Origin of the sequence: Klebsiella sp. HMSC09D12 (assembly GCF_001808475.1) — a bacterium.
Classification (GTDB): domain Bacteria; phylum Pseudomonadota; class Gammaproteobacteria; order Enterobacterales; family Enterobacteriaceae; genus Klebsiella; species Klebsiella oxytoca.
In genome coordinates this window covers 204,085-218,446 of sequence record NZ_KV793511.1, presented here as the reverse complement: position 1 = coordinate 218,446, position 14,362 = coordinate 204,085, and the positions used below count along the sequence as shown (strand labels likewise).

15 protein-coding genes are annotated in these 14,362 nt (G+C 35.6%); 13 read left to right on the top strand and 2 right to left on the bottom strand.

Features of this window, described 5'->3' with window-relative positions:
* Positions 1 to 114: 114 nt before the first annotated feature.
* The 3 genes from HMPREF3178_RS27995 (at position 115) to HMPREF3178_RS27985 (ending at position 2,481) form a co-directional block, all read left to right on the top strand.
* A complete protein-coding gene (locus HMPREF3178_RS27995; protein WP_049100094.1) occupies positions 115 to 384 on the top strand; it encodes a hypothetical protein in 270 nt (89 codons plus the stop codon).
* Between the two features lie 93 nt (positions 385 to 477).
* Complete coding sequence (locus tag HMPREF3178_RS27990) at positions 478 to 789, top strand: hypothetical protein (RefSeq protein ID WP_004864349.1); 312 nt, start codon at positions 478 to 480, stop codon at positions 787 to 789.
* Between the two features lie 63 nt (positions 790 to 852).
* A complete protein-coding gene (locus HMPREF3178_RS27985) occupies positions 853 to 2,481 on the top strand; it encodes an endonuclease NucS domain-containing protein (protein WP_004864347.1) in 1,629 nt (542 codons plus the stop codon).
* 82 nt (positions 2,482 to 2,563) lie between these two features.
* Here HMPREF3178_RS27985 and HMPREF3178_RS27980 read toward each other — a convergent pair whose 3' ends face one another.
* A complete protein-coding gene (locus tag HMPREF3178_RS27980; RefSeq protein ID WP_004864346.1) occupies positions 2,564 to 2,941 on the bottom strand; it encodes a hypothetical protein in 378 nt (125 codons plus the stop codon).
* Positions 2,942 to 3,576: 635 nt separating this feature from the next.
* Between HMPREF3178_RS27980 and HMPREF3178_RS27975 the strand changes: the two genes are divergently transcribed.
* From HMPREF3178_RS27975 to HMPREF3178_RS27960, 5 genes are all read left to right on the top strand, one after another.
* Positions 3,577 to 4,128, top strand: a complete 552-nt coding sequence (locus HMPREF3178_RS27975; RefSeq protein WP_070585661.1) for a lipoprotein — start codon at positions 3,577 to 3,579, stop codon at positions 4,126 to 4,128.
* A 9-nt stretch (positions 4,129 to 4,137) separates the two neighbouring features.
* Positions 4,138 to 4,413, top strand: coding sequence for a hypothetical protein (locus HMPREF3178_RS27970; RefSeq protein ID WP_001515492.1), 276 nt, complete (start codon positions 4,138 to 4,140; stop codon positions 4,411 to 4,413).
* Positions 4,414 to 4,867: 454 nt separating this feature from the next.
* Entirely contained in the window at positions 4,868 to 5,083 is a 216-nt protein-coding gene (locus HMPREF3178_RS27965) for a hypothetical protein (protein WP_000655891.1), read from the top strand.
* Between the two features lie 90 nt (positions 5,084 to 5,173).
* Positions 5,174 to 5,455, top strand: coding sequence for a helix-turn-helix domain-containing protein (locus HMPREF3178_RS30600; RefSeq protein ID WP_000884144.1), 282 nt, complete (start codon positions 5,174 to 5,176; stop codon positions 5,453 to 5,455).
* Positions 5,448 to 6,548, top strand: coding sequence for a reverse transcriptase family protein (locus HMPREF3178_RS27960; RefSeq protein WP_070585643.1), 1,101 nt, complete (start codon positions 5,448 to 5,450; stop codon positions 6,546 to 6,548). Before HMPREF3178_RS30600 ends, HMPREF3178_RS27960 begins: the two co-directional genes overlap by 8 nt.
* Before the next feature lie 76 nt (positions 6,549 to 6,624).
* Here HMPREF3178_RS27960 and mobQ read toward each other — a convergent pair whose 3' ends face one another.
* Positions 6,625 to 8,127, bottom strand: coding sequence for a MobQ family relaxase (mobQ, locus tag HMPREF3178_RS27955; RefSeq protein ID WP_070585641.1), 1,503 nt, complete (start codon positions 8,125 to 8,127; stop codon positions 6,625 to 6,627).
* A 1,656-nt stretch (positions 8,128 to 9,783) separates the two neighbouring features.
* On the opposite strand from mobQ, the gene HMPREF3178_RS30595 reads away from it, so the two are divergent.
* From HMPREF3178_RS30595 to HMPREF3178_RS30585, 5 genes are all read left to right on the top strand, one after another.
* Positions 9,784 to 10,293 carry a hypothetical protein gene (locus HMPREF3178_RS30595; RefSeq protein WP_077270140.1) on the top strand — a complete coding sequence of 170 codons (510 nt, stop codon included), beginning with the start codon at positions 9,784 to 9,786 and terminating at the stop codon, positions 10,291 to 10,293.
* 46 nt (positions 10,294 to 10,339) lie between these two features.
* Positions 10,340 to 10,855 (top strand): hypothetical protein, encoded by a 516-nt coding sequence (locus HMPREF3178_RS27945; protein ID WP_070585639.1) that lies wholly within the window; start codon positions 10,340 to 10,342, stop codon positions 10,853 to 10,855.
* Between the two features lie 83 nt (positions 10,856 to 10,938).
* Positions 10,939 to 11,262 (top strand): conjugal transfer protein TraD, encoded by a 324-nt coding sequence (locus HMPREF3178_RS27940; RefSeq protein ID WP_070585637.1) that lies wholly within the window; start codon positions 10,939 to 10,941, stop codon positions 11,260 to 11,262.
* Between the two features lie 337 nt (positions 11,263 to 11,599).
* A complete protein-coding gene (locus HMPREF3178_RS30590; RefSeq protein WP_077270139.1) occupies positions 11,600 to 12,169 on the top strand; it encodes a type 4 pilus major pilin in 570 nt (189 codons plus the stop codon).
* A gap of 253 nt (positions 12,170 to 12,422) precedes the next feature.
* Positions 12,423 to 13,958, top strand: coding sequence for a prepilin-type N-terminal cleavage/methylation domain-containing protein (locus HMPREF3178_RS30585; RefSeq protein ID WP_077270138.1), 1,536 nt, complete (start codon positions 12,423 to 12,425; stop codon positions 13,956 to 13,958).
* Positions 13,959 to 14,362: the final 404 nt, after the last annotated feature.

Sequence of the window (14,362 nt, the reverse complement as noted above, 5' to 3'; positions counted from 1 at the left end):
AGAATGCTAAATATATAAATATCGTATGAAATGTTATTTATACAGCCTAAGTTAAATTTGATTTTCCTAAAATAAACATGGTATTAAAAATGAAACAAAAAGGACAATAAAACAATGAATAATATTAAAATCATTACGCTCTTTAACGCCAATGAAAACATACCATTTTTGACCTGCATAGTTAAAGATGTTGAAGAGAATGAACACGGAATAAAGCTTACCCTTGAAAACGACAATAACATCGATGTTAAAGATTACGATTCATTTTTTCTGTCTGAATCAGCGGATGATTGCGACAAGGAAAGAATGGTTAATGTATATAGGAAATTGATTTCTGAACTTAGCCAACTCAGCGAAGAAACAGTAAGAGCACTGATGCCGTAAACCAAAACCATCCTAACACGCCCCGTTAGTGTTCTGGATGATTATTATCATTGTGGCAGGGTAAAAGCCAAAGCTCCAGATGAGTCCACACTGATGAGTGCGCTTAGTCTGCAGGAACTGCATGAGGCCAAAGCCGAAGATATCTTCTTATCTGAACTGGAAACATCTGGCGGTATCGTGCTTCACACTGATATGGGATATCCAGTAGCTGAATATTTACATTCTGATATCAGAATAGCTATTGAGCCGATAAACTTTGCCTCTATGCGAGATCTGACCAATGGCTATGTGGTAATGTTCAGGAACGGTGAGTTCGGTCATGAGATGGAGGGCGATCTCTATGAAACGTTCTCTCAGGCTGTTGATAGGCTTAAGATCGCTGTTGTGTTGTGTGAAACTCTATAACATATTGTTTTTATTTATTTTATTGTGCATTCTCCTGAGTTATTGTATCGATGTGAGGATAAAATGAATCGAGTTGAAGATATTATTAGGGATAAATTAGCAGAAAAATTAAATTTATTTGAAAATGATTTATCTCTTATTAGTACGGAAACGTATTTGAAGAACCGTAAAGGGACTAAGGGTTTTGTTGACTTATTGGCTAAAGATAATTTAAATCGTTTTGTATTAATTGAATTAAAAAGAAGCAATGCTGCATCGCGAGAGGCATTACATGAAGTTATAAAGTATTTCGAAGGTATAAAAGAGGTAAAAAGTTTAAAAGATGATGAGGTTATTGTTTATATTGTATCAACAGAATGGAAAGAATTGCGAGTTCCATTTTCTAGATTTGTCAACGATGTGAGTTTTAATGTTGAAGGTTATCTTCTAGAGATAGATGCAGAAAATAATCCGATATGCTTAAGAAAAATCGAACCGATCAAGATAAATAATAATAGAAGACTAAGTAATCGATGCAAAGTGTGTTATTACACTTCCTCCAAGAATAGAGAGACTGGTATAAAATCATTCGAGAATGCATTTGTTGAAAAAGAGATAGATGATTATGTTATTGTGCTGCTTTCAAATAAAAATCAAAGTGTAACAAATGGTTTTGATTATATGATTTATGTATCAGTCCAAGAGATGGAAGTTGAGGAATATATCCATATACTAAGAAAAGATAAAGAACTGTATAATGAACATAAAGATCTGATAAACGTTCAGGATACTCTATCTGATGATGAACATCGTAATATATTACATGGTTTTGCAGTCGATGATTGTAAGCCTTATGTTTATTTTGATTATTTGGCTATTGGTTATCCATCTAAGTTTAACCATACTATATTAGGTGATGAAGGTTGGAATATAGAAAAGGTTATAAAGTATGGAAAATTAAAAAATAATGAGTTGTTAACTGATGATATGATAATTAATGAGTTGAAAGGAGATAGTGGAGAAAATAAAACTAGATATGTAAGAAATGTGGTTAGTAAAAATAAATCTTCATTTGAGGTTGTTAGAAATGAAATAAAAGGATGTTTGATTGATAATAAAATATGGCAAAAAGGCATTTTACATGCTCTAGATGAGATATATCATGATTCTGTATTGCAGACGTGTCAGATTGGAATATATAACCCAATGAATATATTGAGAAGCTTGCATCACGTCTATGCTGAGTTCTGGGCATTGCCTTCTGATCAAGGATTGAAAAATGCTCACCAGTGGATTCCAGAATATAAGTTATATTCAAAAGGAGTAACTAAAGAGCATATGTATGTTGGGATGTTGAAGGATAATAAAAAAAGATTAAACCTTAAAGATTATTTTTTGAATTTTTATAATGGCATGGAACATATGTATTTTTATACTTTTTTAAGTACCGGATATAATCATGGCGATGTAAATGAGTCAAAGGAAGTTGGGCTTGAATATGCCAATTTTAAAATAACTCATGATAATTTAAAAAATATAACTGAGTATTTTTTCTTCACCGGCTTTGAATATGAAAAGATTGATTCTCTTAAATTGAATGATGATATAATTAAATTTGTATTATCTGAGGGTGATTTTATGGATGAGTTAAATGATCTCTTTGAGCGAAGACTTTTTTCTAATGGGATGGTCGATTTGTCAGACCATGAATAGTTTAGCATTGTTAATTCCCTGACAGAACTCTTAAAAAAATTATCTGTCAGGGTTATTTCGCGCATGATGTTTATATTGATAACTAATCCAACAACCCACGCGAAACTTTACTCGCTGTCTGGCTGAAATTATATCGCTCAACAACATTCCCCTTGAACCAGATCTCAAGAGAATTCATATGGGCTGTGTTGCTGTTTTTCAGCAGGGCCAGACCGGGGATGTAGTTCGAGATCTGGCTTTCGCCTGACATGCTGGAGTAGGACCACATTTCCTGACCATCATTAGTAGCTCGTGTCTGCGGTTCCCCGAATGCGTTAATAACATCCTGCTGGGTAGTTTTCCCTTTAACGATTTTGGCTTTTACGCTTTGTTGGGATTCGTCTTTAAGGGATTTGTTGCCATAGGTGGTGCAAGCGGTAAGAGGCAGGATCACCAACGCAGCGATAAACAGTTTTTTCATGTTAACTCCATATAAACAGTAAACGTAAAGATAGGCGTGAAAAAGCCGGGGAAGCATTGCACTGCTGCTACCCATTTAAATAGGTCGTGTTAATTAGTGGTGAAGAAAGCCGCTTATCAAAGGCCTGTGAGTCTTTTTATCTAATCAGCTAACGGCATCCTTCGTAGTTGTTTTCCCTGATGTTGCATTAATCAAAGCTATCTAAAGGCCATAAATCGACATTAACCGCTTGTCTCATGGTTCAACGCTCTATCCACTTGAATCAGCTCGTAAACTGTCTGGTGGTCCTCTGGTTTACTTTACTCATTAACGATTCCTCTAGCAAGAAAATGATCGGTATTAAAGATCGATATGGCTTTATTGATAGATTATAACGATTAAAGGCGATTTATCGATCGGTGATTTAATTGATTTAATCGATCGAATAACAAAATATGATAGATTATAACTATCGTTGTTTTGATTTTGATCGTTACAAACGATATGACGGCCAACAAAAATAATTGAATCCTATCAATTGGTTAATCAGGTGGTTCTGTTGCGTTATGCCAGTAAGAACAAGCCTTAACGACAAAAGAGGCGCTGCAGACTACCTCTACATAACAGCATTTTTGATTATCAGGATGGATAGGAAGATGAAGAAGATTTTACTCGCTGCCTCTGCAGCTCTTGTTCTGGCGGGATGCGGTGAAAAAGGCGATTTTGAGAAAGCGATCAACGTGAAAATATCACAATCAAAGCTGTGCTACTCCCTGCAGGACAACGACATTGTATTCAACAAAGGTTTTCCAATTAAGGTTAACCGTGGCTACCGTTCTGCCGGATACAGTGCCAGTGATGAAATCCTTAAAGGACTTGCTGAACAAGGGCTGCTCACTGTTTCACAACAGGTAAATGGCTTTAGTAGTGTTGATGTTCTGGAAGTAACAGATAAAGGCCAAGACGTTGAGTTTTGGGACCGTGAGAAAGGTGCCTGTGTTGGTCATCGTGCTGTTGCTGAGATAAAGGAATGGACCGAACCGGGAAACGGTAATCAGAAAGTTGTTCGCGTGTCTTATACATGGAAATTGGCGGATGTTCCTTCATGGGCGGACAAAAAAGCGTTCTCCAGCGTCAAGGGTATGAATGAACCTGAAGACGGCATGATTAATCTTGTTAAAACCAGCAATGGCTGGAAAGCGATCTAAGGGGCTATCATGGAAAACAATACCATCAAGTGTCCATTTTGCCTGAAAGAAAGCCAAAGGGGTGTCCATGTCTGCACCGGCTGCATGGCGACGGTTCTGTATGGAACCTACCCCGGCTGGTATGCTTTCGTGGTTATATTATTGACCTTCGGCCTGTCTATACTGATCGGAATGTCTACAGGAATGGCGGGAGCTACTATCAGCCTACCAATAATTGCGGCTGTTGGGTTTGTCGCAGGTAAGGCAATTTTCTCTGATAATGTTGTGTTTAGGCGAAAGATGTAAAACCCTTACCGTAAATGCAAAGAAACCATATCTGTTGAACTAAGTGTGGTTTTTTTGCATAACAAAGTATTTTATATTCCAAAAAAACATATAAAACATGTTGCCTGTCAGGCAACAACTATCTATTATCAAATCATGGACGAACGAACTCGTTTGTCTTTGCTCTTTAAAAACCTCTAGGATCGGTAAAGGACTGAGTGAAACTTTCAGTCAACCATTTCTCCAATACGAGACGTGGCCCATGTCCCTCTTCATTGTGATCGTAACTTAATGCGAAATGTATATTGCAATCGTCTATCTACGATACGGCATTGTTTAATGCTGAAATGGCGGGGTATCCAATCAGTTGTGTTGGATGGGTGTTGGCTGGCTTTGTCTACGGTGTGCAACACGATCCACAAGACATTTTGGCGGGGATGCAAGTTGCATCGTGTTGTTAAAATGAGAGGTTTTTATGAAAGATGTTTTAGACACTTTGCGCCAAGTGCGTGAAAAGAGCAAACACACTGTAGACAATAGCTCTTTGAAAAAACTGGATGATGCGATTCTGACCCTTGAAAAGAGAATCGAGGAGAATTCTAAAGGCCACACAGCCTTAGATTATCTTTCTTATATCGCGAAGATCTTTGCTTTAATTAAACTTCTGAGCGGTGATTCTGATTTTCATTGATATCTACCTACTAAGGGGATTTGTTATGTATCCATCTTCATTTTTTGAACGAGCAGCCAGCCATGTCAATCCCATTATCTGAGGTGCACTATGTTAGATATTGGTTCAACCATTAAACTATGCCGTGAAGCACGTAAGCTCACCTTACAAGAACTTTCAGATAGAACGGATTTAACGAAATCTTATCTATCTCGTATAGAGAACAATCAAAGAGATCCTACTATTACAGCGTTAGAAAGAATATCATTAGCGCTACATATCCCTCTAAATATAATCATCCTTCTTTCTGAAAGTGAAGAGACAAATGATGAGTTTTCTGACATCAATAATATGCTCAAAAAAACTATAATGGATACATTAGTTAATGCATAAAAATTGGAATTATTCAAATAAACCACTTGCTAATTTAGAGTCACTATTCAAAATGCTGGAAACAAATGAAGAGAGGCTCACTTATCTTTTAAAAAACAAAAGAAAATATTTCAAAACGGTGCCGGTAATAAGAAAAGGTAAAAAAAGAACGACGTATAAAGTGGTTGGTGAATTATTAAAGGTACATGAGCTTATTAAACAGCGTATTTTTTCTAAGATATCACTCCCAGAGTATATTACTGGAGGTAGGAAAGGAGTCAGCTATATTGATGATTGTAAATCCCATCTTAATAAGTCAATTATCATTCAAGAAGATATGAAGGATTTCTTTCCTTCTATAAAAGAAGATCTGATAGCTAAAGCTTTTCAATATTACATGAACTTCTCTCCTGAAGTTTCGTTATTAATAGCGAATCTGTCAACACTTGAAGGCTCACTTGTTCAAGGGACTAAGTTAAGTACTGACATTGCCAACTTAATATTTTTAGAAGAAGAGGCTCTCCTCAGTGAGGAAGTTAGAAAATTAGGTGGAATTTACACGAGATATGTCGATGACATAACTATTAGTTTCGAATCTGAAGTTAATAATGATGATATTTCAAAAATAAAATTAGTGATATTGTCAATGGCGCTCAAAAGTGGGGTTAGATTAAATAGGAAGAAATCAAGGGTTTTGAGGAATGGTCAGTCTAAAATTGTACATGGTGTAAAAGTAATCAAAGAGCTTAGACCAACACAAAAAAGAAAAGATAATATAAGGGTGTGTCTTTTTAATTTGAAGAAAAAAGTGATTGAAAAAGAAAGTGTTATGGATGTCCTTACGTTGTATTTTAAAATTAGAGGATTAATAAATACATTAAAGCAGCAAGGTGATAAGAATCATGCAGAGTATATAAAACAAGCTAATCAGTTAGTAGCTGGTGTTGATAAAAAGGAGGCAATAAAATCAATCAGGAAAATGAGAAAGGTTAAAGATATCAGGAAATTAAGATCGTTATATTCAAAGTTAAAACCATTAGGGTATACATCTAAAAGTGTTTCTGCTATTTTGGATGTTGAATATAAAACATGTAAATGTAAAATTAATAACTAACTGATTGAGAAGTTACGGGTAAATCATACTGGATTGTCATCGATTTATTACGGATTACGATTAATGTGTAATAAAATTATTTATTAACACGATAACTGGATGGTCTCAGTTGTGGTGAATTGTTTTTTTTGTTTTCATGTATCGACGGATTGAGAACCATGTCCCTATTGGCATTGTTGTGCTCGCTATTCTGACGACTTGGGAAACGGTTGATCTCATCCGGTGTTGGTTTATAATCATCTTGGTTAAACTTGGATTTTTTCTCATATTCAGTGCGAGAGATATGACGGCCTAATACCTCATCAAAGACATAGTTTTCAGCAATACGTTTATCATGTTCTTCACTGATAAGATCATTTTGGGATTTGTTTGCTTTAGCCCATACAAACTTCTGCTTGAAAAAATCTATGACAAGAGTTGTGAAGCGTTTAAAAATATTATCCTGAAGTGGAGTAGTCTGTTTCCTCTTAACACGTTCAGGGGCGCTTCTGGATGCCCTGTTTGGGTTTTGAGAGGTGGATGTTTTCAGAATAGTATTTGTACCAGAATCAGAAATACTGATTGATGGCGGAATACAAGCAACAACCTTACTGACTTTGGATTTATCACGATAGGATTTAACGCCACGCATACGAGTATGAGGAGCTGGTGCTACCAGTAAAGGTCTTTGTTCGTCATTTGTAGAAGAGCTGGATCGCGTTTCAGGTAAAACAATTTCTTCTGGTTCAGCAAGATGTGTAATCGTAAAGCTTCTGACATCAACGACGATTTCAAGGTCAAGTTCACTGAATGTTTTGTAGACTTCAACTGCTTCCTGCTTCGCTACATCACGAACAGCCTGTTCTGCGGCTCTTTGCTCCTGAGCAGCCTTACTACGCCATTTGGCACTGTGGATACGTTTCATCGCAGGGCGATTTGTTTCAGCGGCCTTGGCAAGCCATAGCGCTTGTTCTTCATTGTCTAAAGCTACTGCTGCTTTTTCTAACGCTTCCTCGTGCTGGACTTGGAGAGAACGATGATCGATACGTTCTGATGAACCAGCAGCAGCGAGGAAGCTGTTAGCCATAGATGCCCATGATTCACGCCAAAAAATAGACATTTTTCTGTCGTTCCAGCTTCTTTCCTTTTTGCCAAAACCTTCCGGGCCTATGGTTTTTAAGGTTAACATAACGTGAGCATGAGGGTTATCACTATCAAGATCATGGAAAGCGATGTCAGCAATCATGCCTTTATCAACGAAATTTTTCTGACAATACTCAAGGACAAGTCTTTTCTTGTCGTCATTGTTTAACTCGGCAGGAATAGCAACATCGAAATAACGGGATGTTTGACCATTGTTCTGGCGCTCAACTCTTTCAACTTCATTCCACAATGCTGTAGAGTCTTTTACGATGTGTTCTGGTGCGTTAGCTGGAGCTAATATGAAATGCCCATATAAATCAGTACGGCGACTGTAATCATACGTATCACCTGTTCTTTCATCTGTTATACGTGTACGAGCATGATAGGCAGCCTTCGCAACGGAAGACCTGCCTTCTGAACGTTTCACAATTTTAAAATCAAGATGAAAAATAGCCATACAATAAAAAGAACCTCAATATAATTTTAAATAACAAACCAAAATATAAATCTCCAATGCGACTATGCTGGTTTTAGTTTTTCGCAAGAAAAACTCTGGTGTTGACGTTGACCTTGTTTCCGAAGGAAACGGTGTTAGCCTGCGGCAGGCAACCGTCGGTAGACCCCACACACTGCGTAGCAGTGTATAGGTGGGCATTGCTTTATTTTTATATCTCCTAAAGGAGCTAAAAATAACGACAATGTATAAAGCTTTTCTATAGTTAAATAATAACGCTAGTTTTAATGTCTGTGAAATTAACGGGGCTAGATTCGGATGAACGGCTGAGGTATTACACGAATCTTAATGATTATGGTTTTAGAGAGCGCCCGTAAGGGCAAAAGAGTTAATTTCCCTCCCGCCGTAAGGCGGGAAAAGCCAAATGCACTAAAACAGACTTATAACGACAGTTTTTTTAAAAAAATGGATGGTGTAGGTTCGGACTTAAAATAAGAGTGAAAAAGCAAAGGGTGAAAAATAAACCATAAGGAAAGAGAGTCAAGTAACGTGGGGAATATTAGATGATTTAGGTTAATGATTTTGATTGTATATGTTGCATGATTACATATAGAGCTTGTTGCATTTTTGTGCAGAGTCTTGTAAACACCATTTTTGTTATCACCTTTTGTATCATAACCATTTTAGTTATTGCTGATTAAATAGTAAAAATCAAATAAAAATCCATGAGATCATATGTTAAATGTGTTTTTTGACGAAATATATTTAAGTTTGTCTGGTCTTTTTTATTTTTAATAAAGTTAGGTTGTTTTATTTGACAAGTAAAATGTTGTGTTGTAAATAAAATAAAGATACAAAAAAAGCCAACTTTCAAAGTTGACTTTTTAAGGACTAAAAAAGTTTTGCCGACTTTTGAAGCCTTGTAATCAGTTAGAGGAATAACGTGATTACAAATATAATAAAGTATTAAATAATCTTTTCATATTTGTCAAATCTAAATCTCAACTTTTTACAAGCCTTTCAAATACCATTTCCAAAAACATTTTAGTCTTCAAAAGCAATAACGTTAAACCTGTGTATCAGGTCTAAGAATCTTTGGACATCATGTGTTAAAAACTGTTTTGTTCTTAGGTTATTGTAGGTGGCATATAAACGGGGGGAAGTCGGTAGCCACCAACTTGAAGCGTTCATCTAAAATCTATAAAGCGGTAGTATAATTTTCTTTAGTAAAACGAGAAAATGCTTTAAATGATCATGATGTATCCGTAGGAGTCCGATGGGGTGTCCCAGTAATGGAAACGTGCTGGAACTCAATAGCTACGGTGAGAATCGCCAACCTGCGAACCTAAAAAAAATATTACAATAGTATTTTTTTACGGGGGGTTAGGGGGGTGAAGCTTGCAGAAAAACTAAGTTTTCCTGACGGAAAACTACTACGACTGAAAGTCGCTATCTAAAACCCCAGAACCTAATCTAATAAAATTCTAGTACTACTAGTACAAAAAAATAATTTTAAAAATATCAGTAGGTAGGTGCCATTTCATCAAGGCACTAACGAAAGATAAGTAGGCTTATAAATTAAATATGGTGCATGGATTAATTTGAGTTTTTTGTTTTTTAATTGTATTAATTAAAAAATATAAATAAAAAGGTAATGATATGGAAAGTAAAACAAAAAAACTAAGAATGGGATGGATACAAAATCTTACTGAGAATGAAAAAAAGATAATAGATGATTTTCTGGAAGAAGCCGCTAAGTTAAAAGGTAAAGCACTAAATAAAAAAGAAAAACAAACTGTCAAATTTATTGCTCGTGATCAAGTCCGCTCGATTAGAAAAGAGCAAAAATCAAAAAAACAAAAGAAGAGTAGAGTTGATAAGGAAGAAAAAGAAGATGAAACAATTAATACCATTTCAAATAATGCGGATGAGCAAGGAAGATTAAAGATACTATCAGCTAAAGAAAGAGATTTTATCAATAATGCCATATATGAAGAAATGAAAATTAAAGGTAGAAAGCTTGTAAAATGTGAAATGAAAGAAGTTTTAAAAATTGCTCGAAAAAAGATCCTCAACAATCGTATATCTTGTCAGATCAAAAATGAAAGAAATAAAGAAAGGTTTGAGGCAGAGTTTGAATGGAGAAAACCAGTGCCATTTCGTCGTTAAAGCATTCATTAATGATGATATTATAATTTATTATAAGAGGTAATACATGAAAAAATTGAAAACAAAAAACTTGAAAGAAAGTGAGTTTATAAGATATATAGAAAACAATCCTGTTGTCTCAAAGGCTTTATGCGAGGAATATGGAATCTGTACTGAAACAATTGCCTATGCATTATATGTTCATAGCAATAACTTCTTTCTTAAAAACGACTACGTTCAGGATGACATTCACTATGATATAGTTAAAAACAATTTAATAATAATGAAACCCACGCTTAGACAATATTATAGAAGAACAAGGCAAGTAGATTATAACGGATATACTTTTTTATCAGGTATTAAAGAATATCAAGACTATTGTATTTTGTTGACGCTTTGCTGCTATCATTGGATAGCTGATGTATTTACTGTCTATAATCATAGTGAAAGAAGTCAATTTATCTTTGATGTTGCCAATGATCTTCTGAAAAGGAGTATAGATCATTTTTCAGTAGAGCATGAGAATGTTATCAACTGCTTTAATATGTTAAAAGAAAAGCTCCCATCGTATAAAAAGAAATAATAATCCAATTTTTCAAATATCCTCATTGACTAACATATATATAAGAAATATATATGTATCATGGAACTATAAGAGGATAGAAAATGAGTGATATTTCAGATAAAGAGCAAACCAGAAAGAAACCACGAATAAAAAAGACACTGGAGCAGCAATTAGCATCTGCTCAGATGCGTTTAAATCGTTTGCAATATAAGTCTAAGAAAGAAGCTAAACAGATAGAAACACGTCAGAAAATAATTTTAGGGGCTGAAGTTGCCAAGGCTCTTGATTGTGATGTTTTTACGGTGGATAAGGATCTTGTTTTAGGTATGCTACTAGAGATACCCCACCTACATCCAGATGATAAAGAAAGATTTAAAACAAGCGGAATGTTATTTCTGGCTAGTATGAAAGGCCGAAAAACTTAATGGAATATAGAATTCACTGCATAAATAAAGAATTTTCTGTAAAGTTTAACTTCTATTTAATTAAATTTGACATTGCCGCATGTTAATTATATCTTGTTTTTATCACTACGGATGAATAACTCCATATTCAAATCTTGTAAGCTGTGGTGGTGTTTAATAAAGTCATGGGGGGATCCCCCCGATAAAAAGGCCGGGTTCTTTCCCGGTCTTTTTATTTTCTCAAAAGTAATCCGTTCATCAGTAATGTTACATATAATATCGTTTTCATCATTGCCTTTTCTTTTATATTTACTATTTGTTTTATATCTTTCCAATTAACAAAGGAGATATAAAGGAAATGAAAAAAACAGTATTAATTAAAAACATAAAAAGTAAAAAAGGTTTCTCACTTTTAGAACTATTACTTGTTCTTGGTATTATCGCAGCGTTAGTGGTAGCAGCATTTATCGTATATCCTAAAGTGCAAGCGTCTCAACGTGCACAGGCTGAAAGCAATAACATAGCAACAATCCAAGCTGGTGTTAAAGCGCTTTATACTTCAGCATCCAGTTTTACCGGATTGACAAATACTGTTGCTGTTCAGGCGAAAATATTCCCAGATAACATGTTAAGTGGTTCTGGTTCTTCAGCAACACCTATTAATGCATTCAAAGGAAACGTTGTCGTGGCATCGGCAAATACAGGGCCTTCCGCAGCAACAGGCTCCTCATTTACAATAACCTATTCAAATGTGCCAGCAGCAGAATGTACCAAGATTATCACTGCAGCCGCAGGGAATTTCTATACAGCAGGTGTAGGAACTGCAGGTAATGTCAAAGCCGCAGGTGAAGTATTAGATGTTGCTAAAACCGCGACGCAGTGCCAAAGTGGTGGGAATAGTAATACATTGATATTTACTTCTTTATAAAAGTAGCATCATAGCCATAGTGTTCCACCTTGCAATATGGTTATGATTTACCTCTATAGTCTTTCATATAATTAAAGATGGTTAGTGCCATCTTTAGTTTTTCTGTTTTTGTATACAATAAAAAGACAACGCATTCTCTGGTAATCCGTCTATCTATTATTAAATTTGTTCCATGTTTTTGCTCTTTGATATCTTGATTTATTTAATCATTTTGATAATTGTAATATTTAAGAGCAATAAATTAAGGTGAAAAATGAATATGATTAATGTAAAAAGAGGGTTTTCTCTGTTGGAACTTATATTGGCATTAGGTATTGGTAGTGCAATGGCCTTGTTGAAGTTTCAGGATATGAAGGCATCGCAAGAGGACTTTACGGCAAAAACAGCCGGAGAACAGATCAGGCAAATTGGTGAAGCTGTTAATGGATACATTAACTTACGCTACGATAAACTTTCTACGTTAACATCGAGTAGTAGTCAGAGTAATGATCCGGGGCCAAGAACGTGTAATGCGTCGGAGTGTGAAATAACCTACCAGACACTAATAAATGAAGGGCTTTTGCCTGTTTCTTATTCCGGCATTAATATCTATAAATCACCTTATAAAATTTTGCTTAAGCGAGGAGGAACTGCACCAAACTATGTGATTAATGGTTTGGTTGTAGCTACTACGGCATGGAAAGAGGGTGGAAAAACACGCTACGATCTGCTTGGAAAAGCAATGCAAACTGCTGGAGTGGATAGTGGTATGACTCAGAGTACAACAGTTATTTCCGGGATGCAGGGGCAATGGCAGGAGTCTTCTTCTAATTTCAGTAATATTACGGGTAGTGGTTTACTTGGATTCAGAACTGGTTTTAATAGTGCATTATATTCCATATATTTACGCCGTGATGGAACTCTCCCCATGACAGGTGATTTAAATATGGGAGGTAACAATATTAACAATGCAAAAAATATTACTGCGTCTGGTACCGGTAGTTTTGGTGGCAATATCACCTCTGGAGGAAATATTAATGCAGCTAAAGAAGTTATCGCACATAATGGTTATGGAGATACTATCACTTTAGGGGGCGATTCTGCTGGTAATGATTATGAAATAAGATTAAGTAATGGGGTAAGGCCATTAAGTATTTATTCTCCTAACGCTGCGAATTATACAACAGTATTACAAGTGTGGAAAAACGCAAAAATACAGCAACGCCTTGCGACTAATGATCTTGATCCTAATGATTTGCCTTCAGGCTGGAGTGGTGGTCTTAGAACCAATGATGTCTATGCTGCTGGAACAGTAGGAACAGGTTCGGGAGGAACTGTAAATGCTTATATGAATAGTAGTGGTAATATTTATGCATCAAATGATATTAACGTAGGACATCAGGTCAACACTCAATATGTCTGGGCATCAGGCAATCTGAACTCTAATTACATTCATTCAAATGGAAATATTGATGCTGATGGCCGACTTAATGTTGGTGAATATGCTTATATAAATGGTCAGGCCAGCGTCGGGGGAGGATGTTCACCTAATGGATTACAGGGCAGAACATCAGCAGGGCAGCTACTTTCATGTGTGAATGGTGTATGGACTAATACCACATCTCTAAAACGTATGGTATTTATGATTTCTGGTGAAACAAAGAACTATGGGGATATCTGTCAAAAATACCTTGATAACAATGGTTATACCGCTCTTGGATGGGTTGCATCAGGTTCTGATGCATGTACGGAAGATGAAGAATACTGTACAATTGATAATGTAAGATGCTTTGCATTAAAAACACAATAATGATTTGACATGTTAATAACTGCTCTTATAAGTATCTGTAATTAACTTGTCATTAAGTTGGTTGTCAGATTTTTTAATTTTTCTCACATAGATGTAAGGTCGTTATATACCTTGTCATGACATTCAAAAATATAACTATCCTTTTGTATGGTATTACAAGGCGTCAGGAACTTGATTTGATCCTCCAGACAGGCTGTTGTGGAGGATTAAATTTATTTAGGGTGAGTAACTATGATGATATTTTTATTTATATGAATAAGATATTTGATGATCAATGTTTAATATTACATCCAGTAAAATATACTTTCGAATATTTACTTCATGAATTGTCTGATATGCTTCATATATGGGATATGTACTCTACCCAATGTGTAGTTCCCTTAACGGTAAAAGAAAGGGCCTTT